We start from the raw sequence: 23283 nt of genomic DNA on the forward strand, positions 1-23283 counted from the left end.
TCTACCATGTCCGGTAAAATTTCCCAATCCCAAAGCATGTCCGGATACAGACAGGATCTGCCGCCTTTTTTCTGGGCGACCTGTTTTGGCGTGTCCCTGCTGATTCACTTGGCTTTGCTGGGAGCCCTTGTGTTTTCCCCTTTTGGAGAAAACTCGCCGCGGATCAATCCATCAGAGACGATTAACGTCGACCTGGTGGGGTTTAATCCCGAGATTCCGGCGCCCCCGGGGGAGGCTTCTTCAGAAGACGCATCTTCGAGTCAGGAGGCGGAGCCTTTGGATGATGCCGAACTTTCGGAGCAAGACCAGGCCTCAGCGGACTCCGGGGAGGAAGAAATGCCGAAAGCCAGGCCGATTCCTGTAAAAACCGGGTCAAAGAAAAAAGTGGCAGCCGATTATGACCTGGTCGAACCCGAGTCCGAGCCCTCTGTGAAAACCTCCCTGAAGAAAAAAACCCTGGATTCCCGTAAAGTGATCGAAGATGCGGTTCGGCGGCTTTCGGAAAAGTCCAGGGACCAGCGGCCCAAATCCCTGCAGGACAGGATCGCGGAAATGGAAAATCAGGTCGGGGATCTTGCCGGCGGCGGCCGGGTTTCGGGCGGGGACTCAGACCGGGCCGGCACAGGAACGGCCAGCAACAAAGATTACAGCTCTATGGAGATCTATCAGGCGGAGGTGGCAGTGAAAATGAAACGCAACTGGGCGTTTTCTTCGGAACTTGCCGGAGGCGGCAGGGGGCTGGAAACCCGCCTGGTCATCAAGATTTTGCCTGATGGCACCATCGCTGACGTCTGGTATGAAAAACGATCCGGCAATGCTTATCTTGATGAGTCAGCATATAAAACCGTGATGAAGGCCAATCCGCTGCCGCCCCTGCCCAAAGATTATCCGCATTATCATCTGATGCTGGGCTTCACCCCCAGCGGCCTGGCGCAATAGCCCTTGGGCCGACTGCGGCAGTCAGGTTTAAAGAATGAACAAAAAAGGGGTTTCATGAAAAAATCGTTCCGGTTTTTTTTCAAGACTATCGTATGCGCATGGATACTGGTGTTGGCTGCAATTTGTCAAACCAGTGCCGCAGATTATGATTATATTAACATCAGCGAGCCGTTTTCCCAAAAGGTTCCCATTGCCGTACCGGTTTTCAAGTCCATGTCGGTGGCCCCGGAAGAAGAGGAGATTGCCCGGGACGCTGCTGGGCAACTCGCCGAAGCCCTGGCCTATACCGGTTATTTTAAACTCATCGACCATGGTGCGTTTTTGGAACAGCCGGCCGAAAAAGGCGTTACCATGGAAGCCCTGAATTTTAAAAATTGGCGTGATATCGGCGCTGAACTGTTGATTACCGGCGGCGTCCGGTATGAAGCCGGGGTGCTGCAAATGGAATTTCGGCTTTTTGACCCTTTTCGCTCGGAACTGCTTGTGGGCAAGCGCTACACCAGCCCTGCGGATGACACCCGGCAGATGGTGCTGCGGTTTGCGGACCAGGTTATCGCCCGGTTAACCGGCCGGCAGGGGTTGTTTGACAGCCGGATTGCTTTTGTCGGGGGCGATTCGGATGGAAAGGCGGTTTACACCTGTGATTTTGACGGCAGAAATCTCCGGCGGCTCACCAAGCCACAGCCCATAGTGGTAGGTCCCGCGTGGCATCCGGATCTTGGCTCCATTGCATACACTGCTTACACCGATGACCGGCCTGAGATTTACACGGTGGATACTTCATCACAGGAGGTCACCAAGCTGGCCGCTTTTGAAGGGATCAACATCACCCCGGTCTGGCTTCCGGATGGCTCCGGCCTGGCTGCCACCCTGGCATTTGAGGGCGATGAAGAGATTTATCTTTTGACCCGTGAAGGAAAAGTTGATAAAAGACTTACCAAAAGCTGGGGCGTGGATGTTTCCCCGTCGTTTTCGCCTGACGGTAAAAAGATGGTTTTTGTATCCAGCCGCTCCGGCTCTCCCCAGCTTTATGTAAAGGAGATATCGTCAGGCCGCATTCGGCGTCTTACCTATGAGGGGCGCTACAATACCCAGCCGGACTGGTCCCCGGACGGTGATCGGATCGTTTATTCCGGGATGAAGGACGGCAGCATCGATATTTACGTGGTTGATGTCAATACCGGGGAAGCCTCCCGGTTAACCCGGCAGGCCGGTGATAACGAAGCCCCAAGCTGGTCGCCGGACGGCAGCATGATTGTATTTTCTTCAACCCGGACCGGATCGTCTGTGCTTTTTGTCATGACCGCCTCGGGCACGGATCAGCGGATGCTGCTGGATATGGACGCCAAACAGCAGCTGCCGGACTGGTCGCCGGCCAAAGGCAACTGATGGGCGTCCAGTTTGCGGCGTTGGGCGGTATTTTCCGGATTGGACCTTTGATTACACCCAAACAAGGAGGGCAAAATGCTTAAAAAAAATCATATCCAATCATTGTTATTGTGCATTCTCGTATTGAGCCTGGTCATGGTTGTCTCTTGCGGCAGGCAGGCGCCCGGCCCCGGTGAGGCCGCGGATCAGCCCGGCATGTCTGAAAGCGAACTGACCGATGAGAAAAGGGCCGCCAGGGAAGCAGAGCGGCAGGCCGCCATGGAGGAGCAGGAAATTGAAGCCAGGAGAAAGGCGGAACAGGAAGCCAGTCAAACCGAGGCTGAAGCCCGGCAACAGTTTGTTAATGAAAAGGTCTATTTCGGATTTGACGATTCCGCCCTGAGTCCGGAAGCCCGGGATGCATTGCGCGACAAGATCGAGTGGCTCCGGGCCAATCCGGACCAGTGCGTGATTATCGAAGGCCACTGTGACGAGCGCGGCACTGACGAATACAACCTCGCCCTGGGATCCCGCCGGGCCGAGAGTGTTAAGAATTTCATTGTTAAGTCCGGCATTGATGCCTCCCGGCTGTCCACCATCAGCTACGGAGAGGAACGGCCGGCGGTTGAAGGCAGCAATGAGGAGGCCTGGGCCAAAAACCGGCGTGCGGAATTTCAGTTTACCCGCTGCCGGTAGCGTCCGAAAACGACTTCGGGTTGCTCCGGGGACACGAGCCAAGGGAGAGATCACTACATGAACCAGACCTTTATCCGTTTGACGGGTGCCCTGCTGTTTGCCGCGGTTGTGGCTGCAGCAGGATGCGCCACTGTTTCAGATGTCCAACGGCTTCAGTCGCAGATATCCGCCCTGGAAAAGAAGAACCGCCAACTGAATGCCTCTGTTGCGCAATTGATGGAAGACCGGCAGAAACAGTCTGATTTGAATGAAATGCGGGAGCTTTTTGCCGGCCAGGATGCGGAGTTCTATGAGCTTCGTTCCGAACTCCAGGATCTAAAGGGCAGCTATGAGGAAACCGGCTATCAGTTCCAGCGGCAGTTTGATGCCCTTGAAGATGACATGGGCATGCTTGACAAAAAATTGCAAAAGCATGCCGAATCCCTTGACGTGCATGACAAGCGGATCTCGCGCCTTGAAGAGTTTATGGGCATGGAGCCTACGGCCCGGTTTGAAGCGCTGGCTCAATCCAAGTTTCCGGAAAAAACCGAGTTGGGCAAGCTCAGCAAGGACGAGCTCTATGCATCAGCCAAACAGGCATATGACAACGGGGATTTCCAGTCCGCCCTCCAGGGGTTTGAGTTGTTTCTGGAAAAGTTCTCTGGTTCCGATCATGCGGATAACGCCAGATTTTGGATCGGCGAGATTTATTTTGCCGAGCAGTGGTATGAACGCGCCATCCTGGAATATGAAAAAGTGATCAAGAATTATCCGGACGGCAACAAGGTGGCCGGTGCATATCTCAAACAGGGCTTTTCCTTTGAAAAAATCGGAGAAAATGCCAATGCGCGGCTGATTTTAAATGAGTTGCTCGACAAATTCCCGGACAGTAACGAAGCAAAAATTGCCAAAAAGAAGCTTGCAAATCTTTAATACAAGCTGGAAGCCGGAAATCGGTCTATTATGGCGACTTTTTTGGGAATAGACCCCGGCCTGGCGGCCACGGGCATTGCCGTGGTGGAAGGAGCGGGCATGACGGTTGCCCGTTATTCCTACGGTACGATCCGCACGGAAGCAAAGGCGCCGCTTTCCGAACGGCTCAACGCGATATTTGAAGAGATCTCCACGATCCTGGCCCGGGTCAGCCCCGATGCCATGCTCCTTGAAGACGTGTTTTCCCTGCCCAGATATCCCAAATCGGGTATTACCCTTGGGCAGGTAACAGGGGTGCTCATGCTGGCCGGGCACCGGGCCATGATTCCTGTGCATGCCATTGCGGTGCGGGAGGTAAAACAGATCCTGACCGGCAACGGCAATGCCGGCAAACGCCAGCTTGAGGCCACGGTCAGACGACGGCTTGACCATCCTGAACCCATTTCTCCGTCCCATGCTTCCGATGCCCTGGCCCTGGCCCTGGTGGGCCTCTACCGGGCGGGTTCGGCACCGGTTCAGGCGGGCTGTCGGACCCGGAAAAAATGCTGAAAAATTCTATATTCCGGATTTGTCCATGATTGCATACCTGGAAGGAACACTGTTAAAAAAGGAAGCCGACCGAATTCTGCTGCTGGTCCACCAGGTGGGCTATGAAATCCTGGTGCCTGGCTTTGTCATGGACACCATTGCGCCCATGGCCCTGGGTGAGCACTTGTCCCTCTATATCTACTACTACCAGACAGAGCATCAGCCCAGGCCCGTGCTCATCGGTTTCCAACTGGAAGCTGAGCGTGAATTTTTTCAGGCCTTTATCAGCGTGGAGGCCATCGGACCCATGAAGGCGGTCAAGGCCCTGACCATACCGGTCAAGGAGATCGCCCGGGCCATTGAAAACCGGGATACCGGGCCCCTTAAGCGCCTAAACGGCATTGGCGAGCGAACAGCCCACAAAATCATTGCCACGTTGCAGGGCAAGATGGGCAAATTCTCCCTGATCCGGGATTTGCCAGAGGCCCCGGCGGCGTCTGAAATCGAATCGGATGCCGCCGCCCAGGTCACGGAAGTGCTGGTGGAACAGCTCGGGCACCGGCCGGGCGAGGCAAAGGAGATGGTGGATGCGGCCATGCAGCGCAAACCCGGGATCTCGACTCCTGAGGAGCTGTTTGAAGAGGTTTACAGGGGACAGGTAGGCAATGGACAGTAACAGTTTTTCATTTTCCTCGGACCGGCAGGGAATCGTCACCAGCCAGTGCGTACCCGCAGACCAGGAACCCGACATTGTCTCTTTGCGCCCGGAGCGGCTGGCCGAATACATCGGTCAGCGCGAGACCATCGAAACCTTAAAGATCGCTATCGAGGCGGCAAAGCTGCGGGGTGAAGCACTGGAGCATGTTTTGTTCCATGGCCCGCCCGGGCTTGGCAAAACCACCCTCGCCCATATCATTGCCAATGAAATGGGCGGCCGCTTGGTGGTCACATCCGGGCCGGCCCTGGAAAAGGGCGGGGATCTGATCGGCATGCTCACCCAGCTGGAAACCGGGGATGTGTTTTTTGTCGACGAAATCCACCGTTTGTCCAATGCAGTGGAGGAATTGCTCTATCCGGCAATGGAGGATTACTGCATTGATTTTATTTTTGACAAGGGGATTCACGCCCGCAGCCACCGTTTTCGCTTAAAACAGTTCGTCCTGGTGGGCGCCACCACGCGAGTGGGGCTTTTGTCTTCACCCCTGCGCCACCGTTTCGGCATTTTCCGGAGCCTGGACTTTTATGACAAGGCCGATCTGGTAAAGATCGCGGGCCGGTCTGCCAGCCTGCTGAACCTGGAAATCAATGACCAGGGGGCAGGGGAGCTGGCCAGCCGTTCCAGGGGCACGCCCAGGATTGTCAATCGACTGCTCAAGCGGGTCCGGGATTACGCCCAGGTGCGCTGCGACGGAAAGATCACCCGCACGGCCGTATCAGAGGCCCTGCAGCTCGAAGGCGTGGACAACCTCGGCCTGACCCCCCTGGACCGCCGGTATCTGCAGACCATCATCGAGTATTACAAGGGCGGGCCCGTGGGGATTGAGGCCATTGCCGCCACTCTCCAGGAGGAAACCGACACCCTGGTGGACGTGGTTGAGCCGTATCTGCTCAAAATCGGGCTGCTCATGCGCACTTCCTCGGGCAGGAAGGCGGCTTCTGCAGCCTTTTCTCATCTGGGATACCCGGTTGACTGATGTCTGGATCAAAAGCCCCTGTCATGCCTGTGATTTCCCTGCTCACGGATTTCGGCCGAACCGACCCGTATGTGGGCATCATGAAGGCGGTCATTGCTTCGGTCTGCCCGGAAGCCCGGGTCATTGATATCTCCCATGATGTGGCGCCCCAGGATGTCTATCAGGCCGCTTTTATGCTGTCCGCAGCCCATGGGTTCTTTCCGCACAACAGCGTGCACGCGGTGATTGTGGATCCGGGCGTGGGCAGCAGCCGGCGCATTGTGGCGGTGCGCACATCAAAGGCTGTGTTTGTGGTCCCGGATAACGGGGTGTTGAGCCTGGTGCTGGACAAAGCCCATGATGTTGACGCATTCCTTGTGGAAAATCCGGAGGTTTTCCTGCACCCGGTGAGCCGGACTTTCCACGGAAGGGATGTGTTTGCCCCTGTGGCAGCAAGGCTGGCATGCGGGATGAAACCAAAGGACCTCGGCCCTGAAATTGCGCTACAAAGCTTGGTGCGCCTGGATTTGGGGCCGGCCCCACACATGGATGCCAGCGGCCGGCTGACCGGCACTGTTGTGTACGCAGACCGGTTCGGCAATCTGGTTTCCAATGTCGGCCGCAGTCATCTGGAAAAACATTTTTCGGATCCGGATGGCGTTTGCGTTCAGGCGGGAAACCAGGTCATCTCCGGTCTGAGCCACTGCTATGCAGACGCGGCCAAAGGCGGCCTGCTGGCCATTGAGGGCTCCTTTGACATGCTTGAGATCTCGGTGAATCAGGACAGCGCGGCCCGGGTCCTGCAAATGGCCATTGGTGATCCGGTTTATGTGTTTGTCCGGTAGGATCGATGATATCAGCTTTGTGGGCCGGCTTCAAATTCACGGATCAACGGGGCAAAGTCCGCGTTTGTATTGCCAAACCAGGCAAAGGTCACGTCATTGAAATCAAGGCCGCATGCGGCCCGGATGCGATCAAAAATGGCCAGGTAATTGGAAAGAATGCGCTTTTCCCACTGCAGGCCCAGGTCGGCTGCAGCCTTTTTGATATTTTCGGCCCGGCCCTCGATTTCCAGAAAACAGCCAAAGGGCATGCAATCGATGCACAGCAGGGTGCCGTTGTCCAGGGTCCAGGTCTGCCGGTATTTTTCATAGATTTGTTCGGCGTGAAAGCCAAGGGCTTGTAGAATGGCGGCAGTGGTGTCAAAATCGCTGACCGTAACTTCCAGTTCAGTAAAGATTTTGAATTCCTTGCTGTTGCTGTCTTTCGGGGGCGGGCCCTTGTAGGTCAGCTCTGTGCTGCCGCCGGCTTTCCTGAGCCGGAGCAGAGCCTCCCGGTTGAGAAGGCCGGATTGGCGATCTTCAAACCGGATGTTGTATTCGTGATATCGGCCGCTGGTTCCGGCGGCTGCGGCCGTGATACGGGAACGGATTTTTTCCGGATCTGCCAGATAAAACTTGACCTCGATTTCCAGGGAAGTCATATTACACCGTTTCAGGACACAGGTGACGGCTTCGTAAACAGTCCAATATCTGCGTTACGCGCGATTACTCAGAATTTCACGTACGGATAAGTACGCTGCATTCTTCGGCAATCGCGCAAGCCTTGATCTTGAACTTTTACAAAGCCGTCTAAAAGCGACTTTTTACGAGTTTGTCACCGATGAAAGGACTTGTTGTTTTTTCCTTGACAGTCTTTGCGAATTTGGTTAATTATGTCAAATTAATTTTTGCGCGAAGGAGTGGAACCGTTGAAAAAATATACAAAGAGCGCCAAACCGGGCGAAGTGGAAAGAAAATGGTACGTGGTGGATGCGGAAAACATGGTCCTGGGGCGCCTTGCCACCGAGGTGGCCGCCCGTTTGCGCGGAAAGCGCAATCCCATGTATACCCCGCATGTGGACTGCGGTGATTTTGTTATCGTGATCAATGCCGACAAGGTCCGGCTCACCGGCAGGAAATGGCAGCAGAAGACCTATTACCGCCACAGCGGCTATATCGGCGGCATCAAGTCCATTACAGCGGAAAAGCTGCGGGAAAAACGACCCGAGGATCTGGTTCGCAATGCCGTGCGCGGCATGCTGCCCAAAAATCCGCTGGGCCGGGACATCAACAGCAAGCTCAAGGTTTATGCCGGAAGCGAACATCCGCATCACGCCCAGCAGCCCGAGCTGCTGGAAATCTAAAACATTGTCGTACAGAATTTGATATAAAAACCATTCGGGGGATTGATGGAACAGCAGAACGTTTTTTATGCCACAGGCAAACGGAAAATGGCCGTTGCCCGCACCTGGCTGAAGCCCGGAAAGGGCGAGATCATCATTAACAACAAGCCGGTTGAAGAGTTTTTTGCACAGGATGCTGCCCGCCAGATGCTCATGCAGCCCTTTGAACTTACCAATACCACCGGTGAATACGATATCAAGGTCAACGTTCGCGGCGGCGGCGCCATGGGCCAGGCCGGTGCCATCCGGCACGGAATCACCAAGGCGCTTTTCCAGTCCAACCCGGATTTCCGGCAGATGCTGAAAAAAGCCGGTCTTGTCAAGCGCGACCCCAGAACCAAGGAACGGAAAAAATACGGTCAGCGCGGCGCCCGGGCCCGGTTCCAGTTCTCCAAGCGGTAAAATTTTTACCCTTTCAGAAGCTGTTTTAAAAAATATTGTCTTTCCCAACAGGGAACAGGATATCATATGTCCTGTTCCCTGTTTTTGTTTTTTGGCATTTGATAGAATCATAAAAGCTTTTATGTCCCTTGATGGTTTTCAGGAAGGAAGCCCTTCGGTCGGGAGCGAAAAAAACTGAACCCGGCCGCAGGGCTTCCTTACTGCAAAAACAGCGGACGCGGTAAAAAGCTTTTTACGAAACCATCAAGATTGGGATGTGTTGTTTCGGGTTCCCGTGGAGTGAAACTTTGTACATAGCTGGCCATGATGCCGGCCCGGGGGTTGTTTGCGAGTCGCATTGAGCGCGCAAGCGGTCAGCAGGGAGCAAACCGCCACCGGGTCGGCATCATGCGAAAGTCACGGAAAATTATAGAAACAAGCATTTTTGAATTTCTTAACAGTGTAGAGCAAGACCCGAGTGTGTTTTGACAACAAGCGGATAAATTGGGCGGCGTAAGCATTTTCTATAGCCTTGAAAAACAGATTGGGATGCGGTATTGAATAGCCTGGATGCATTACCGTGTCTTGGGCGGCGGCATGCCGCCTGTTTGCAAAACCCTTCTGAAACCGGCAATTCATGGAACGGCTGGATTATTTTGTCAAACGTCTGCTGCTGATCATCCCGACCTTTTTCGGTATTACCGTGCTTTGCTTCGCCCTTATCCAGTTCGTTCCCGGCGGGCCGGTGGAGCAGGCCATCATGCAGATGCGGGGCATGGGCACCGGCGAGACCACTTCCGGAGAAGGCGCTTCAGCCAGCATTTCCGAAAAGCAGCGCAGACAGATCGAGTCCTATTACGGCTTTGACAAGCCCGTGTATGCACGCTACTGGAACTGGCTGATCCATGACAAAGTGGGCATGCGGATGCATTCCTACCGTTTCCCGGAAAAAACCGCCTGGGAGCTGATCCAACAGCGGTTCCAGGTGTCGCTGATTTTCGGGATCACCGGATTTGTGCTGTCCTATGTGGTTTGTATTCCTTTGGGCATTGCCAAGGCCCTGCGGCATAACGGCGCATTTGATCTGGCCTCCAGTGTGGCGGTGTTTGTGGGCTATGCCATCCCCCCGTTTGCATTGGGCATGGTGCTGAAAATGCTGTTTTGCGGCACTGTGGATGCCTTCTGGGATGTTTTTCCCATCGCCGGGTTTCACTCGGAAAATTACGCCCGGTTAAGTTTTTTCGGCAAAATCCATGATATTTTCATGCACATGTTTCTGCCCGTGCTGTGCTATGTGATCGGCAATTTCGCCATTTTGACCCTGCTGATGAAAAACTCGCTTATTGAGCAGATCAGCCGGGATTACGTACGCACCGTGCTGGCCAAGGGCGGCAGCTTTGGCCGGGCCGTTTGGGGCCATGCGGTGAGAAATTCCCTGATTCCCATTGCCACCGGCATCAGCGGGATTTTAACCGTTATGTTTGCCGGTTCGGTGATCATCGAGCAGGTCTTTGAAATCCCGGGCATGGGCCGCCTGAGTCTGGAGTCCATCGTGGGCCGGGATTATCCGGTATTCATGGGCATTTTGGCCTTGACCTCGATTCTGGGGCTTTTGGGAAACGTGCTGGCGGATTTTCTCTACGTGATCATTGACCCGCGGATCAATTTCCGGAAGCAGTGATTTTATGATTCTCCGAAACCCGGTTGCGCGAAAACGCCTGGCACGCTTTCGCTCCATGAAACGGGCCTGGATTTCCCTGTGGCTGCTGGTGATTCTCTACGGTGCAAGCCTTGCAGCCGAGCTTTTATGCAATGCCACGCCCCTGTATGTTCGCTTTGAGGGCCGATCTTTTTTTCCGATATTTTCCTATTACGCCGAGGATGTGTTTACCGGAAGCGGCCGCCAGACCCGGCCGGATTACAAGGCCCTGGCGCAATCGCCGGCATTTGCCGAAAATGAGGGCAATTTCATGATTTTTGCCCCGCACCCCCACGGGCCCTACCAGAGCGTTCAACCCGAAAGCATTGATGTGACCGATCAGGTCACCATCCGGTTTACCCCTGAATCCCGGGTGGCCAGCGTGGATATCGGCCCGGATCTTGGAATTGCCGACAGCCGCCTGCTTTCATTTTTCACCCGCACAAAGCCGGACAAAACACCCCCCGGCCGCCTGAGCGATTATTTTGATCTGTCGGAAAAACTGACCCGGGCCCTGGCCGAGCGGTTTGCCAATCAGGCCGCACCCTTTGTCTCCTTTGCCCTGGAAAACAAGCACGGCCAAACCTATACCGGAGTTCTGGCCGAATACGAGCCCCGGGAAAGGACGCCGGAAATCGTCCGCATGCTGATCTACGAGCCGGCCATGAAAGCCTCCCGGGATATAACCGTTTCTTTGACGCCGGACTTGCAGCCCGCCGGTCAATGGCCAGGGCTGTGGGAAAAAATCAGCCAGGCCGAGCAGGAAGTGATCAAAAGCCTGGCTGTAGAGCGCTTTGATGCGCCCGTGGCTGATTACCGGGTGGTGGCAGACGGCCGGCAGTACATTGCCGGGTTTGAAAAAGAGGATGTTCGTTTTCCCTTCCCGCCGGTGACCGGCCATCCCCTGGGCCTGGATGCCGCGGGCCGGGACGTGCTGGCACGGATTGTCTACGGCATGCGCATTGCCATGAGCTTCGGGCTTCTTCTGGTGGGGGCCTCCATGTCCCTGGGAGTGGCCGCCGGTGCGGTCCAGGGCTATTACGGCGGAAAACTCGATATCACGGCCCAACGGTTTGTGGAGATCTGGAATGCGCTGCCGTTTTTATATGTTATGATTCTCATGGGATCGATTTACGGCAGAAGCTTTGAACTCCTGCTGATCTGCTACGGCCTGTTTAACTGGATCGGGATATCCTACTATATCCGGGCCGAGTTTCTGAGTCTGAGAAAACGCCCGTTTGTGGAGGCGGCCCGGTGCATGGGTGTTTCGTCGCGGAAAATCATTTTCAGACACATCCTGCCCAATGCCCTGGTGCCGGTGATTACCTTTTTCCCGTTTTCCCTGGTGGGGGCTATTGGTGCGCTTGCGGCCCTGGATTACCTGGGCTTTGGCATGCCCCCGCCCACGGCCTCCTGGGGGGAGATGCTGTTTGAGGCCCAGCAGTACAGATGGGCCTGGTGGCTGATTGTCTATCCTTCCATTGCCCTGTTCACAGTGATGCTGCTGGGGGTGTTTGTTGGCGAGGGTGTTCGCAATGCCTATGATCCAAAGCAATATACCAGGATGGAGTGAAAAGCGGTGACAGGTGACGGGTGACGGGTCATCCGGGAGGAATGAAAATGAAGGCGTTGCTTTCCGTAGACAATCTGGCGATCGAATTTGCCACAGACGAAGGGGTGATCCGGGCCGTGGACGGGGTGTCATTTGCCATCCGCGCAGGGGAAAGCCTCGGGCTGGTGGGGGAATCCGGGTGCGGCAAATCCGTGACCGCCCTGGGATTGACCCGGCTGATTGCCTCCCCGCCGGGCCGGATTGTGTCCGGGTCTGTTGATTTTGACGGCAGGGATTTGCTGCAGCTCCATACCCGGGACCTGCGCGCGGTGCGGGGAAATGAAATCAGCATGATTTTCCAGGAACCGCTTTCCGCGCTTTCCCCCCTCCACCGCATCGGCCGGCAGTTGACAGAGGCCATCGGGTTCCACCACCGGATGTCGAAAAAAGCCGCCCGGGAATATGCCGTATCCTGGCTGCAAAAGGTGGGGATCCCGGATGCGCAATCCCGGATGGACGCCTATCCCTTTCAGCTTTCCGGGGGCATGCAGCAGCGTGTGATGATCGCCATGGCCCTGATGCTGTCGCCCAAGCTCGTGATCGCAGACGAACCCACCACCGCCCTGGATGTGACCACCCAGGCCCAGATTTTTGCCATGATCCGGGAGATGATGCAGAACCAGACATCGCTTTTGCTCATCACCCATGACATGGGGGTTGTATGGGAGATGTGCGACCGGGTCATTGTGATGTATGCCTCGCGCATCGTGGAAACCGCAGATATTGAAACCCTTTTTGCCGCACCCGCCCATCCCTATACCCGGGGGCTGATGGCCGCCATTCCGAAACTGGCCGGCGGCCGAAATCATTTGACCGACATACCCGGCCAGGTTCCCTCACCGCTGGATTACCCGGCCGGATGCCGGTTCCAGGACCGCTGCCCGGATGTGTTTGACCGGTGCCGCACCCAGGATCCCGCCCTGGTAGCGTGCGGTAAAGGCCATCTGGCTGCATGTTTTCTGTTGTATCCGGACAAGGGGGCCTGATGAGAAAAAAAAACGCCGCAAACCCGGTCGGCGCATGGGATCCGGCCAATGATTTTCTGCTGGAGGTCTCGGATCTGAAAACTTGGTTTGAGACGAAAAAGGGTTTGTTTTCCGGCAAATCACAGCGCATCCGGGCTGTGGACGGGGTGAGTTTTTGCCTGAAGCAGAATCAGACCATGGGCCTGGTGGGCGAGTCCGGCTGCGGCAAGACCACCCTGGGCCGGACCCTGCTGGGGCTGGAAACCGCCTCGGCCGGTGATGTGCGTTTCCGGGGCCGGCCCCTGCTTGATCTGTCCCGAAAGCAAATGGATCAAATGCGGCGGCATCTGCAGGTAGTGTTTCAGGATCCGCTTTCCTCGCTGAACCCGCGCATGAACGTCATGGATATTGTCACCGAAGGGCTGGAGAGATTCGGCATGCTCGAAGGCACCAAACAGGAGCACGCCAGCAGGCTGCTGGCGGAAGTGGGACTTGACAAGGCCATGATTTATCGTTTTCCCCACGAGTTTTCCGGGGGCCAGCGCCAGCGGATCAATATCGCCCGGGCGGTTTCCCTGCGGCCGGATCTGGTGATCTGCGACGAGGCGGTCAGCGCCCTGGACGTTTCCATCCAGGCCCAGGTGATCAACCTGCTGCTGACCCTGCAGGAAACCCATCATCTTTCCTATTTGTTTATTTCCCATGATCTGGGCGTGGTCAGCAATATTGCCGACCAGGTGGCGGTGATGTATCTGGGCCGGATCGTGGAGACCGGCGCCACGGCGCAGATTATCGGAGATCCCTGCCATCCCTACACGCAAATGCTTATTGCCGCACTCCCGGTGGCCGGGCAAAAGCGGGCAGAATCCGCACAGGTCAAAGGCGAGACACCGTCGCCGGCTGATCCCCCGCCGGGGTGCCATTTTCATCCCCGCTGCCCGAAGGCAATGGAGGTCTGCCGGGACACCACGCCCGATCAGATCCGGTTGCGGGATCGCACCGTGTGCTGCCATTTGTATGCATGACCTTTGATGGTGCCGTAAAAGTCCAATATCTGCGTTACGCGCAATTTCTCAGAATTTCACGTACGGCTAAGTACGCTGCATTCTTCGAAATTGCGCAGGCCTTGATCTTGAACTTTTTACGGCGCCATCTAAAATCTGACTTTTTACGGGTGTATTAACTTTGGATACAAAAAAAGCGGGCGCTCTGGGCGCCCGCTTTTTTTGCGGTTGTGGCTGTGATCAGTATGGCTACTGCGGCTCGGATTCGGACTGGGCTTCGGGGTCATCGGAGTCCTGGGAAGAGTCTTTGGAGTCTTGTACGGATTGTTTGTCCGAATCTTTATCCGCTTCCTTGTCCGTTGTTTCAGACGCATCCCCGTTTGCTTCCGGGGCGGGTTGCCCATCTTGCTGCTGATCTTCTCCGGCTTGTTTTGCCTCTGATGTTGTTTCTGCTTCCGCTGCTTTTTCTGCTTTGGCGGCTTGTTCGGCTTCGGCCGCTTTTTTTGCTGCCGCCTCTTCTTCCAGGGCGCTGGCGGACTCCTGGATTGCCGCCATTCGATCTTCCAGGGCCCGGCGGGCCTGCTCGCTGATGTCAAGGGCAGCCGCCCGATCCAAAAACTCCATGGCGTTTTCAAGGCTTTGCAGGGTCTGTTTTTCGGCCGCCACATTCGCCTTGTAGAGCAGCATTAGAAAATCCATGGTTTCCAGCCGCTGGTTGACCCGCTGTTTTTGTTGATCGGTGGTGGCGTATTTTTTGGCTTTCTCCAGGTTTTCCCGGATGGTTTGAAAGTCGATGAGATCTTCAGACTCGCTCAAGGCGTCTGCCCGGTCCATGTAATGGTCAAATGCCAGGCTCAGGGCTTCTTCTTTGGAATAAATTTCCTTTTCTTTCTTTGGTGCCTGCTGGCCGGGCAGGGTCACGATTTTTTCCTGGCCCCGGGGCGAAAACTTGCCTTTCCAAATCTCCAGAGCCCTATCGGTCTGCCGGAGATAGTATTTGTCCGCGTTGTTAAAGCTCGCCCCGATGATCAGCAGAAAAAGCAGTCCCACAATTGCGATAAGCCCTATGAGTTTCGGATCCAGGGGTGGCTCTTTTTTCTCAGCAACAGGGGGTTTGGGCGGCTCCGGCGGCCCGCCCGGAGGACCGGCTGCTCCGCCGCCGTCGCCGCTGCCTGCGTCTTTTTTGGAAGCCGGTTTATCAGGCGCTTTATCCTTTTTGGATTTTTCCGGCTTGGCTGCGGCTTCGGTCTTTTGCATTTTTTCGGCCTTTTCAGGCTTTTTCTCGGGAGCCGGCTGGGCTTCTGGCGCTTGTTTTTTCTCCGGCTCGGGCTCGGGTTGTTTTTCCTTTGGCGGTTCCGGCTTTTGGGCGGCAGGCTCCTGCGGTTTTTCAGCCTCGGGCTCCGGGGGCTTGGTTTTGGCCACGGGTGAAGGCTCGTTTACGTCCCACAGCAGCAGGGCCCGGATGGTTTCTGCCTGATCCTTTTCGTAATCACCGGTTACCGGCGGGGCGGTAAAATTTTTCTCACCCTGGTCTGCCGGCGGCACATACAGGGTTTTCGGCTGCCACAGGTCAAATTTCTTTGCCAGCAGTTGTTCCACAGGCACCTGTTTTTTGGGTGGTTCGGGCTCGGGTTGTTTTTCCTTTGGCGGTTCCGGCTTTTGGGCGGCAGGCTCCTGCGGTTTTTCAGCCTCGGGCTCCGGGGGCTTGGTTTTGGCCACGGGTGAAGGCTCGTTTACGTCCCACAGCAGCAGGGCCCGGATGGTTTCTGCCTGATCCTTTTCGTAATCGCCGGTTACCGGCGGGGCGGTAAAAGCGTTTTCCGCTGCCGGATCCGGCTCGGGCTCAAACAGCTTTTCCGGGCTCCAGGCGTCAAACTGCTTTTTGCGCAGGGATTTTAATGTGGGTTTTTTGGTCTTGGTTGTATTTTTCTGGGTTTTGCCTTTTTTGGCAGAAGCGGCTGCGGTTTTTTTCTCAGGGCTTTTTTTCTTGGCGGAAGTGGTTGTTTTTTTCTTGGCAGTGGATTTGGTTAAGCTTTTTTTGCCCATATCAGCTCCTCTGTGGATCGGGTAAAAGAATTGGCATATATGCTAAAAAACCCTTATAATCCTGTAAAAATCCATCATTTTTATACCGGAACCTTTGATTTTTGTAAACATTTTTTTATGATACATAAGAAAGCCCCTGGTCTTTCCTGGAAGCGTTCCCCCAGGGCCGAAGCCGGGGGCGAGCATGGACAGCAGTTTTTTTGAAGTTGCTTAGAAAATAATGACAAATTACAAGGAATGCAAAAACAGTGGTTGATCATAACCGGTTAAACGAAAAGAAAAAACGGGTTCAGCATCAGATCCAGGATTTTGACAGCCTTGCCGTGGCGTTTTCAGGCGGGGTGGACAGCAGCCTTTTGCTCGCCCTGGCCAGGGAAGTGCTCGGTGAGCGGGTGGTGGCCATGACTGCGGTATCGCCCCTGATGCCCCGGCGGGAACTGGATGAAGCGGTCAAACTCGCCGGCATGCTCGGGGTTTCCCACCGCCTGGTGCGCGTGGAGGGCCTGTTTGTGGACGAATTTATCCAAAATTCGGCAACCCGCTGTTACATATGCAAAAAAATCCTGTTTTCCCAAATGTTTGAATCCATGCGCGAAGAAAGTGTGACTTTCATGGCACACGGGGCCAATACCGACGACATGGCCGATTTTCGGCCGGGCATGCAGGCCGCCGAGGAAATGGGGGTTTGTGCGCCCCTGCGGGATGCAGGCCTGAACAAGGCGGAAATCCGGGAATTGGCCCGGCAGGCCGGGCTATCCAACTGGGATCGGCCGGCGGCTGCCTGTCTGGCATCCCGGATTCCTTACGGCATGGGAATCACCCACAAGCGTCTGGAAATGATCGAGACCGCGGAAAACGCACTGACCGCCCTGGGGTTTTCCGGTTTCCGGGTCCGGCATCTGGGGGATACGGCAAAGCTTGAACTGCGCCCGGCACAATTCGATCGCCTGCTCAACCCGGAGCGGCGCTTAAAGATTGTCAGCGCCCTTCGCAGGGCCGGGTTTGATTATGTGACAATGGACCTGGAAGGCTATGGCAGCGGCCGCATGAACCGAAGTCTGTCCTGAGTGCGGTGCCATTGTGTTTTACAGGGCTTTCTTCTTCCAAATCGCCTCCCTCACTGCAGAAGGCGTGACAACGACAGTATCGGCATAACCAGGGCATAAGCAGCTTGTTCCGGTTTTCGCATGTGTCGGGACGGGTGTGGTTTGTTTGTCTGCGGCTCGTTTTCGGCGATCATCCCGGGACTTTGGCTGGAATTTTAAAAACTCGGGCTGATCGCCCTCAGACAGTTTAAAATTCCGGGCGCCAAAGCCCCGGTCCGATCTTATGCCGAAACCGCGCCAATGCAGCCAAACAAACCACCCCCGCCCCGCCACATGGTCAACGCACTGGAAATATGAGCCAACAACAATTGCTTTTTACCGGGAGATCCTTTGCATTTGGATACCTAAAGAGTTGATGAGCCCGGAGGGGTGCTTTCAATAGGTTTTATAGAGTTATCGAATTTGAGCATGGTTCCCAAGAAAGCCCGAAGGGCGGGGGCGGGTTTTTGAAGCGACATTGAGAATTTTTGCGGAAAAAGTGCAAATTGTTTGATGACGACAGGCCGGGTTTGTAAATTTCGGCAAAGGCATTGGGGCAATGGCGCAAAAAGGCTCAGGAGCGAAAAAACCCGGCTCCGGCCGAAGGGCTTTCTTCCTCCAAGTCCACCGCCCTGAGAACATCCGATGATGAAAATCGACTTTTTGCGAAACCATCAAAGTTGACAAACACGTTAAATCCTTTTATAAATAACACGAAATAAAAACCAAAACCGCAAAGGTGCTTTTGGCAGGTGCCTAGCGGCATTCGGCTCTGATATGAACCTTGACAATAAATGTTACTGCCTGCAGCGGCTGGAAAATTTGTCCGGGCAACGGATTTCTGCAACTGTCCGGGCACCGGCATCGTCGGTGTGGTTTTCCGGCCATTTTCCGCAGGATCCGGTGCTTCCGGGCATTGCCCAGCTTTTTATCGTGCTGCAGGTTATTGAAAAGGCAACAAAACGGGCCGTTGTGCTGCAAAAAGTCCACCGAACCAAGTACCGGCGGGTGATCCGCCCTGAAGAGGAAATCGAGATCAGTGTCCTGCCGGCTGACAATGCCGCCGGTCAATGGCGCTTTGAGTTAATCGTTGAAAAACAGCTTGCCTGCAGGGGACGCCTACAGGCGCAGTTTGTGGAATAAAGACAAGCAAGAGGAAGCACAGGCATATGAATCACGAAGAAAATTTTGAACAGACCGTCTGCGAGGTAGCCGGCATCGTCATTGAGGAACTCAAACTCGAGGACGTGACCCCTGAGACATTTGATCCGGACCTGGATCTGGTCGACGAGGTGGGTGTGGACAGCATGGATCTGGCCACAGTGGCGCTAGTGCTCCAGGATGAATACGGGGTCCGCATTGACGAGGAAGATTACCCGAAATTAAAAACCATCCGCATGATCACCGAATACATCCTTGAAAATACGCCGGTGCAGACGTAGCGGACATGATACCCGGACAGCAACATTTTATGAAGGCAGCAGGCAATCCAACCCAGGCACCGGCCGGCGCAGGCAGGCCGGCAGGAGAGTGGAAATTTTCCGATATCCTGGCCTCTGATCCCCGGATCCGGCATAAATGGGAAAAGGTCAGGCAATATTTTTTTCTCCGGGAATCCACCTATGACATGACCCGCAAGTGCAATATCCAGTGCGAGGGCTGTTATTATTACCGGGGCGAAAAGGCCGGAGCCGCCGGCATAGAAGATCCGGAGCAGTGGCGCCGGCTCATGGCGGAAGAAAAACAGCGGGGTATTACCTATGTGGTGCTCGCAGGTGCCGAGCCCTCGCTGGTGCCGGAGCTGCTGGGCGTCTGTTACAATCAGATCCCCCTGGGCTGCATTGCCACAAACGGCCTGATCCCCATTGACAAAGACGTGGATTACCGGATCCATGTATCGGTCTGGGGAAACGATGCGACCAGTCAGCAGGTCAGAAACGCTAAAAACATGCTTTCCCGGCAGATTCAAAATTACGGAAACGATCCCAGGGCCGTGTTTGTCTATACCTTTACCCGGCACAACATCGACGAAGTCCACGAGGTCATGGATCAGCTGGCGCAAAACAACTGCCGGGCGACATTTAACATGTTTTCCGCCCCTGCGGGCTATGCCGGCGGGCTGTCCCATGATGCGCGGTCTTTGGAACAGACCCGCCATGCCATGGAAGAAATCGGCCGGCAGTATCCGGATCATGTGATTTTCTCGCCTTATCATCGGGTGGTCCACACCCACCGGCTGGGCTTGCATGACCTGTTTTCCTGTCCCTATCCCCGGGCCAACCCGTCAACGGATATCGGCCTGGGGCGCAGTTTCCGTCAGTACCGGGCGGATCTGACCTGGAAGCGCGATACCGCCTGCTGCGTGCCGGACACCGACTGCGCCGACTGCCGCCATTATGCCGCAGGCAGCGCGGTTGTGACCGCCAGAATGTTCCGGCACGCCGCATGTCCGGAAACGTTTGCGGCCTGGCTGGATTACGTGGATGTTTATCTGGCAGTATGGGTGAGGGGATATGAAAAAAGTCCGGATCTGTGTGACCGGCACACGGCCCCGCCCGCACAACATCTATTTTGAGCGGCAAGCCGCATTTGAGGTTGATTTTATGAAAACCGTGAGTTCTCTTCTTGATTCCCACTGGTATCAGCGATACCAGAACATTTCCAAACTCAATATCCGCAGTTCCATCTATGATGTGACCAACCAGTGCAACCTACGGTGCAAGGGGTGCTTTTTTTTCTCCTCCGGAGAGGACAAGGCCGCCCGGGAGGAAACCGACCCGGAGAAATGGGCGGCTTTTGTGGATTCGGAAAAGCAGCGGGGGGTGAACCTGGCCATTTTGATCGGCGGCGAGCCCACCCTCTGCCTGGACCGGGTGGCAGCGTTTTATTCCCGCATGCCCACATACTGCGCCACCAACGGGCTGATCAAGGTGCCCCGGGACCGGTTTGCCGACATGATGGTGGGCATTTCCCTATGGGGCGATGAAGACGATGAAAAGCGCCTGCGCGGAAAAGACACCTTCCGCATTTCCAGCAAGAATTATGAAGGCGATCCCTACACCTATTACCTCTATACCATTACCCCCAACCAGGTGGGGCGCACTGAGCGGATTATAAAAAAAATTCGAGGCGTGGGCCTCAAAGTCCACATGCAGCTGCTCTCCAACGACGAAGGAGTGGACGGGTTTTACTGGCGCGATGGGGAACTGGCCGACCTTCGGGCGGAAATGGATGAAATGCTCGATGCCTATCCGGATACGGTGATTTCATCAAAATATTATCACCAGGTCATCACCACCGGAAAAATGCTGGACCGGACGTTCGGGTGGGCCGAGTGCCCGTCGGTAACCGAGCCCATGGACACCCGAAACCCGCGGCCCCGCCGCCTGATCCGGTTTATCCGATGGGCCTCGGACCTTGAAACCATGCACCGGTGCTGCACCTCGGCCACCCGGGATTGTTCCACCTGCAAGGACGGGGCCGCGCACATGAGCTGGATCATGGTCAACAAGCGCGCGCACATGCGTTCCTCTGAGGATCTGCAGAACTGGATCGAGGTGTATGAAATGTTTGCCAAACTTTATCAGTTCATCCCCTGGTAAAAACGGGCCGATTCATGCATCCTCGCAGCAGTGTCATTGTCGGCTATGATATGGTCTCGCCCCTGGGCACGGACCCGGACGCCCAGTGGCAGGCGGCCTGTGCCGGCCAAAGCGGTATCAGCCCGCTGACCCGCTTTGATCTCAACGGGGATTTTCCGGTGCGCATCGCCGGGCAGGTGCCGGAATTTGACCCCGGGCCATATCCCTTTTTAAGCTCCAGGCAAATGGCCAACTGGCGCTCGCCCGTTTTCCGGCATGCCCTGCTGGTGGTTAGCCGGGCCCTTGAAAAAAGCGGCCTGGAAATAACCCCTGAACTTGCCCCGCGAACGGCCGTGACGTTTAGTTCAGCCGTGGGGGGGCAGGACGCGGTGCTTGCGGCGGACCGGCGCATGCGCGAAGCCGGCAAACTGCCGCACCCCTACACCAATCCCAATTCGTGCATCAACATGGTCACCGGCAAGGTGGCCATTCTCACAGGAGCCACCGGCCCGATCATGTCCACGATTACGGCCTGTGCCACAGGGGCGGCCTCTGTGATCACCGGGGCCATGCTCATTGAATCCGGGCGCGCGGATCTGGCCATTTGCGGGGCTGTGGATTTTGCCCTTGTCGAACCCATTGTGGCAGGGTTTGCCACCATGAACGGGGCTTTCAGACACAAGCCCCAAAGCCCTGTGGCCCCGAAGGCCGCCAGTCGGCCGTTTTCAAAAGACCGGCGCGGTTTTGTGATCTCAGAGGGTTCGGGCGCGCTGATCCTGGCCTCCAGGCAGTTTGCCGAAGCCCACGGACTGGGCTTTGACGTTGGCCTTGCGGGCTGGTCCATGACCGCAGACGCCCATCATTTTGTGGCCCCGTATGAGCCCACAGTGCGGCGCTGCATCAAAGAAAGCATTGACAATGCCGGGATTTTTCCGGCCGACATTGATTCAGTAAACACCCATGCCGCCTCCACCCGCACGGGCGATGCAGTGGAGCATGACGCGCTGCGGGCGGTGTTTGGCAGAAAACTGCCGCCGGTAACCGCCAACAAATCCATGACAGGCCATGCCATGGGGGCATCCTCGGCCATTGAATCCATCCTGGCGGTGTCGGGCATGCTTGCCGGAAAAATCACACCCACCATCAATTATGTGCCGGATCCGGAAATGCCGGTGGATGAGATGGTCACGCACCTGCAGGACGCAGACCAGACCTTTGTGCTCAAAAATGCATTTGGTTTCGGCGGATGCAATGCCTGCATGGTGTTTCAACGATTCAGATAGAAACGGTTTTTTTTTCTGTTATGAAAGCACCTTTAAACAGACGGGTCTTTGTCATTGGTTATGCAGGGGCAACCCCCCTGGGCAGAACTTTTGACAGGACCTGGAACAATGCGGCCGCAGGCCGGGCCGGCTTCGGCCAGGTCACCCGGTGCAGCGTGCAGAGCTTAAGCCGGGTGGTGGGGGAAATTCCGGACTGGGATCCGGCGGCATGCGATTTCGTGGATTCCAAAGAGGCCCATAACTGGAACGCGGATTTCGTGATTCTGACCATGGATGTCTGCCGGGCGGCCCTGGCAGACAGTGGTCTTGAAATCAATGACCAGACAGCATCCAAAACCGCTTGCATGGTGGGATCGGCCTTAAACGGCACGGATGCTTTCCGCAAGGCCGCAGAAACCCTGCGTACCAAGGGCGCCCTTCGGGTCAGCCCCTATCTTTTGCCCAACCTGTGCGCCAATCTGCCCGCGGGCAAGGCGGGCATGATGCTCGGATTTACCGGCCCGGTTTTATCCCCTCAGGGGGCGTGCGCTTCTGGCAATTTCGCCATCGGCCTGGGCGCGCGCATGATCCGGGACGGAGACTGCGATTTTGTGCTTGCCGGCGGTGTTGACACCTGTATCATGCCCGAAATCATCCACGGCTTTGCCAACATGAACGCCACCATCAAGGTGGGCAAAAACGACCGGGCCTACAATGATCCGTCTCTGGCCTCAAGGCCGTTTTCCGTTGACCGAAAGGGCATGGTGCTCTCCGAGGGCTGCGGGGTGCTGGTGCTGGCCGCAGAAGAAGCGGCTGCCGCACACGGGCTTGTGCCACGGGCCGAGGTGGCCGGGGTGGGCTGGAGTTCGGATGCCTGTCATTTCACCCTGCCAAACGGGCCCACCATTGTCCGGGCCATTTCAGCCGCCATAGACGACGCCGGGCTGGCCCCGGCGGACATCGGGTATGTCAACGCTCACGGCACATCCACACGCAAGGGCGATTTCACGGAAATCCAGAGCCTGAGGGCCGTGTTTGGCAATCATTTGGAGTGCCTGCCCGTGTCCTCCAACAAGTCCCAGATCGGCCACACCCTGGGCGCGTCTGCGGCCATTGAAGCGGCGCTGGGCATCGAGGGCATGCGCCGGGGGGTGATTCTGCCCACCATCAATCATATTCCGGACCCGGCACTCGGAGATATCGATGTGGTGCCCGATTCTGCCCGGGCCGGCGGGTATGAATGCTTTTTGTCCAATGCATTCGGATTCGGGGGAACCAATTGCTGTATTGTTTTTAAAGGAGTCTGAT

At 55.9% G+C, this 23283-nt stretch carries 23 protein-coding genes; 21 read left to right on the forward strand and 2 right to left on the reverse strand.

Annotated features, from left to right (window positions below; all coding sequences use genetic code 11):
• Positions 1-6: 6 nt before the first annotated feature.
• From R6U41_RS08070 to R6U41_RS08105, 8 genes are all read left to right on the forward strand, one after another.
• Positions 7-939, forward strand: coding sequence for an energy transducer TonB (locus R6U41_RS08070; RefSeq protein ID WP_410269324.1), 933 nt, complete (start codon positions 7-9; stop codon positions 937-939).
• A gap of 54 nt (positions 940-993) precedes the next feature.
• Entirely contained in the window at positions 994-2328 is a 1335-nt protein-coding gene (gene tolB / locus R6U41_RS08075; protein ID WP_410269325.1) for a Tol-Pal system beta propeller repeat protein TolB, read from the forward strand.
• A 75-nt stretch (positions 2329-2403) separates the two neighbouring features.
• Positions 2404-3003: a peptidoglycan-associated lipoprotein Pal gene (pal, locus tag R6U41_RS08080; RefSeq protein ID WP_410269326.1), complete on the forward strand. Its 600-nt coding sequence runs from the start codon at positions 2404-2406 to the stop codon at positions 3001-3003.
• Positions 3004-3060: 57 nt separating this feature from the next.
• Positions 3061-3915: a tol-pal system protein YbgF gene (ybgF, locus tag R6U41_RS08085; RefSeq protein ID WP_410269327.1), complete on the forward strand. Its 855-nt coding sequence runs from the start codon at positions 3061-3063 to the stop codon at positions 3913-3915.
• Between the two features lie 30 nt (positions 3916-3945).
• On the forward strand, positions 3946-4464 hold the full coding sequence (locus R6U41_RS08090; protein WP_410269328.1) for a crossover junction endodeoxyribonuclease RuvC: 519 nt from the start codon (positions 3946-3948) through the stop codon (positions 4462-4464).
• 25 nt (positions 4465-4489) lie between these two features.
• Positions 4490-5119: a Holliday junction branch migration protein RuvA gene (gene ruvA / locus R6U41_RS08095; protein ID WP_410269329.1), complete on the forward strand. Its 630-nt coding sequence runs from the start codon at positions 4490-4492 to the stop codon at positions 5117-5119.
• The gene (ruvB, locus tag R6U41_RS08100; RefSeq protein WP_410269330.1) at positions 5109-6137 is read left to right on the forward strand and encodes a Holliday junction branch migration DNA helicase RuvB; all 1029 of its coding nucleotides are present in this window, start codon (positions 5109-5111) and stop codon (positions 6135-6137) included. The genes ruvA and ruvB overlap by 11 nt, the downstream gene beginning before the upstream one ends.
• A complete protein-coding gene (locus R6U41_RS08105) occupies positions 6137-6961 on the forward strand; it encodes an S-adenosyl-l-methionine hydroxide adenosyltransferase family protein (protein WP_410269331.1) in 825 nt (274 codons plus the stop codon). Before ruvB ends, R6U41_RS08105 begins: the two co-directional genes overlap by 1 nt.
• Positions 6962-6972: 11 nt before the next feature.
• Here the strand turns inward: R6U41_RS08105 and R6U41_RS08110 are convergent, their stop codons facing one another.
• Positions 6973-7599 (reverse strand): class IV adenylate cyclase, encoded by a 627-nt coding sequence (locus R6U41_RS08110; RefSeq protein WP_410269332.1) that lies wholly within the window; start codon positions 7597-7599, stop codon positions 6973-6975.
• A 267-nt stretch (positions 7600-7866) separates the two neighbouring features.
• Here R6U41_RS08110 and rplM point away from each other — a divergent pair, with 267 nt between their 5' ends.
• From rplM to R6U41_RS08140, 6 genes are all read left to right on the forward strand, one after another.
• The gene (gene rplM, locus R6U41_RS08115) at positions 7867-8301 is read left to right on the forward strand and encodes a 50S ribosomal protein L13 (RefSeq protein ID WP_410269333.1); all 435 of its coding nucleotides are present in this window, start codon (positions 7867-7869) and stop codon (positions 8299-8301) included.
• Between the two features lie 45 nt (positions 8302-8346).
• Positions 8347-8742: a 30S ribosomal protein S9 gene (gene rpsI, locus R6U41_RS08120; RefSeq protein ID WP_181550891.1), complete on the forward strand. Its 396-nt coding sequence runs from the start codon at positions 8347-8349 to the stop codon at positions 8740-8742.
• 616 nt (positions 8743-9358) lie between these two features.
• A complete protein-coding gene (locus R6U41_RS08125; RefSeq protein ID WP_410269334.1) occupies positions 9359-10402 on the forward strand; it encodes an ABC transporter permease subunit in 1044 nt (347 codons plus the stop codon).
• A 4-nt stretch (positions 10403-10406) separates the two neighbouring features.
• Positions 10407-11993 (forward strand): ABC transporter permease subunit, encoded by a 1587-nt coding sequence (locus R6U41_RS08130; protein WP_410269335.1) that lies wholly within the window; start codon positions 10407-10409, stop codon positions 11991-11993.
• A gap of 47 nt (positions 11994-12040) precedes the next feature.
• Entirely contained in the window at positions 12041-13018 is a 978-nt protein-coding gene (locus R6U41_RS08135) for an ABC transporter ATP-binding protein (RefSeq protein WP_410269336.1), read from the forward strand.
• Positions 13018-14022, forward strand: coding sequence for an ABC transporter ATP-binding protein (locus R6U41_RS08140; RefSeq protein ID WP_410269337.1), 1005 nt, complete (start codon positions 13018-13020; stop codon positions 14020-14022). Before R6U41_RS08135 ends, R6U41_RS08140 begins: the two co-directional genes overlap by 1 nt.
• Before the next feature lie 228 nt (positions 14023-14250).
• On the opposite strand, the gene R6U41_RS08145 is transcribed toward R6U41_RS08140, so the two are convergent.
• Positions 14251-16047 carry a hypothetical protein gene (locus tag R6U41_RS08145; protein ID WP_410269338.1) on the reverse strand — a complete coding sequence of 599 codons (1797 nt, stop codon included), beginning with the start codon at positions 16045-16047 and terminating at the stop codon, positions 14251-14253.
• Between the two features lie 248 nt (positions 16048-16295).
• On the opposite strand from R6U41_RS08145, the gene larE reads away from it, so the two are divergent.
• The 7 genes from larE to R6U41_RS08180 all read left to right on the forward strand — a co-directional run bounded on the left by larE (position 16296) and on the right by R6U41_RS08180 (position 23282).
• Positions 16296-17114, forward strand: a complete 819-nt coding sequence (larE, locus tag R6U41_RS08150; RefSeq protein ID WP_410269339.1) for an ATP-dependent sacrificial sulfur transferase LarE — start codon at positions 16296-16298, stop codon at positions 17112-17114.
• A gap of 795 nt (positions 17115-17909) precedes the next feature.
• A complete protein-coding gene (locus R6U41_RS08155) occupies positions 17910-18275 on the forward strand; it encodes a hypothetical protein (protein WP_410269340.1) in 366 nt (121 codons plus the stop codon).
• Positions 18276-18301: 26 nt separating this feature from the next.
• The gene (locus tag R6U41_RS08160; protein WP_410269341.1) at positions 18302-18574 is read left to right on the forward strand and encodes a phosphopantetheine-binding protein; all 273 of its coding nucleotides are present in this window, start codon (positions 18302-18304) and stop codon (positions 18572-18574) included.
• Between the two features lie 29 nt (positions 18575-18603).
• The gene (locus R6U41_RS08165) at positions 18604-19707 is read left to right on the forward strand and encodes a radical SAM protein (protein ID WP_410269342.1); all 1104 of its coding nucleotides are present in this window, start codon (positions 18604-18606) and stop codon (positions 19705-19707) included.
• A 28-nt stretch (positions 19708-19735) separates the two neighbouring features.
• Positions 19736-20734 carry a radical SAM protein gene (locus R6U41_RS08170; protein WP_410269343.1) on the forward strand — a complete coding sequence of 333 codons (999 nt, stop codon included), beginning with the start codon at positions 19736-19738 and terminating at the stop codon, positions 20732-20734.
• A 14-nt stretch (positions 20735-20748) separates the two neighbouring features.
• Entirely contained in the window at positions 20749-21996 is a 1248-nt protein-coding gene (locus R6U41_RS08175; protein ID WP_410269344.1) for a beta-ketoacyl-[acyl-carrier-protein] synthase family protein, read from the forward strand.
• 20 nt (positions 21997-22016) lie between these two features.
• The gene (locus R6U41_RS08180; RefSeq protein ID WP_410269345.1) at positions 22017-23282 is read left to right on the forward strand and encodes a beta-ketoacyl-[acyl-carrier-protein] synthase family protein; all 1266 of its coding nucleotides are present in this window, start codon (positions 22017-22019) and stop codon (positions 23280-23282) included.
• The last annotated feature ends 1 nt before the right edge of the window (position 23283 follow it).

This window comes from Desulfosalsimonas sp., assembly GCF_046483245.1.
GTDB lineage: Bacteria > Desulfobacterota > Desulfobacteria > Desulfobacterales > Desulfosalsimonadaceae > Desulfosalsimonas.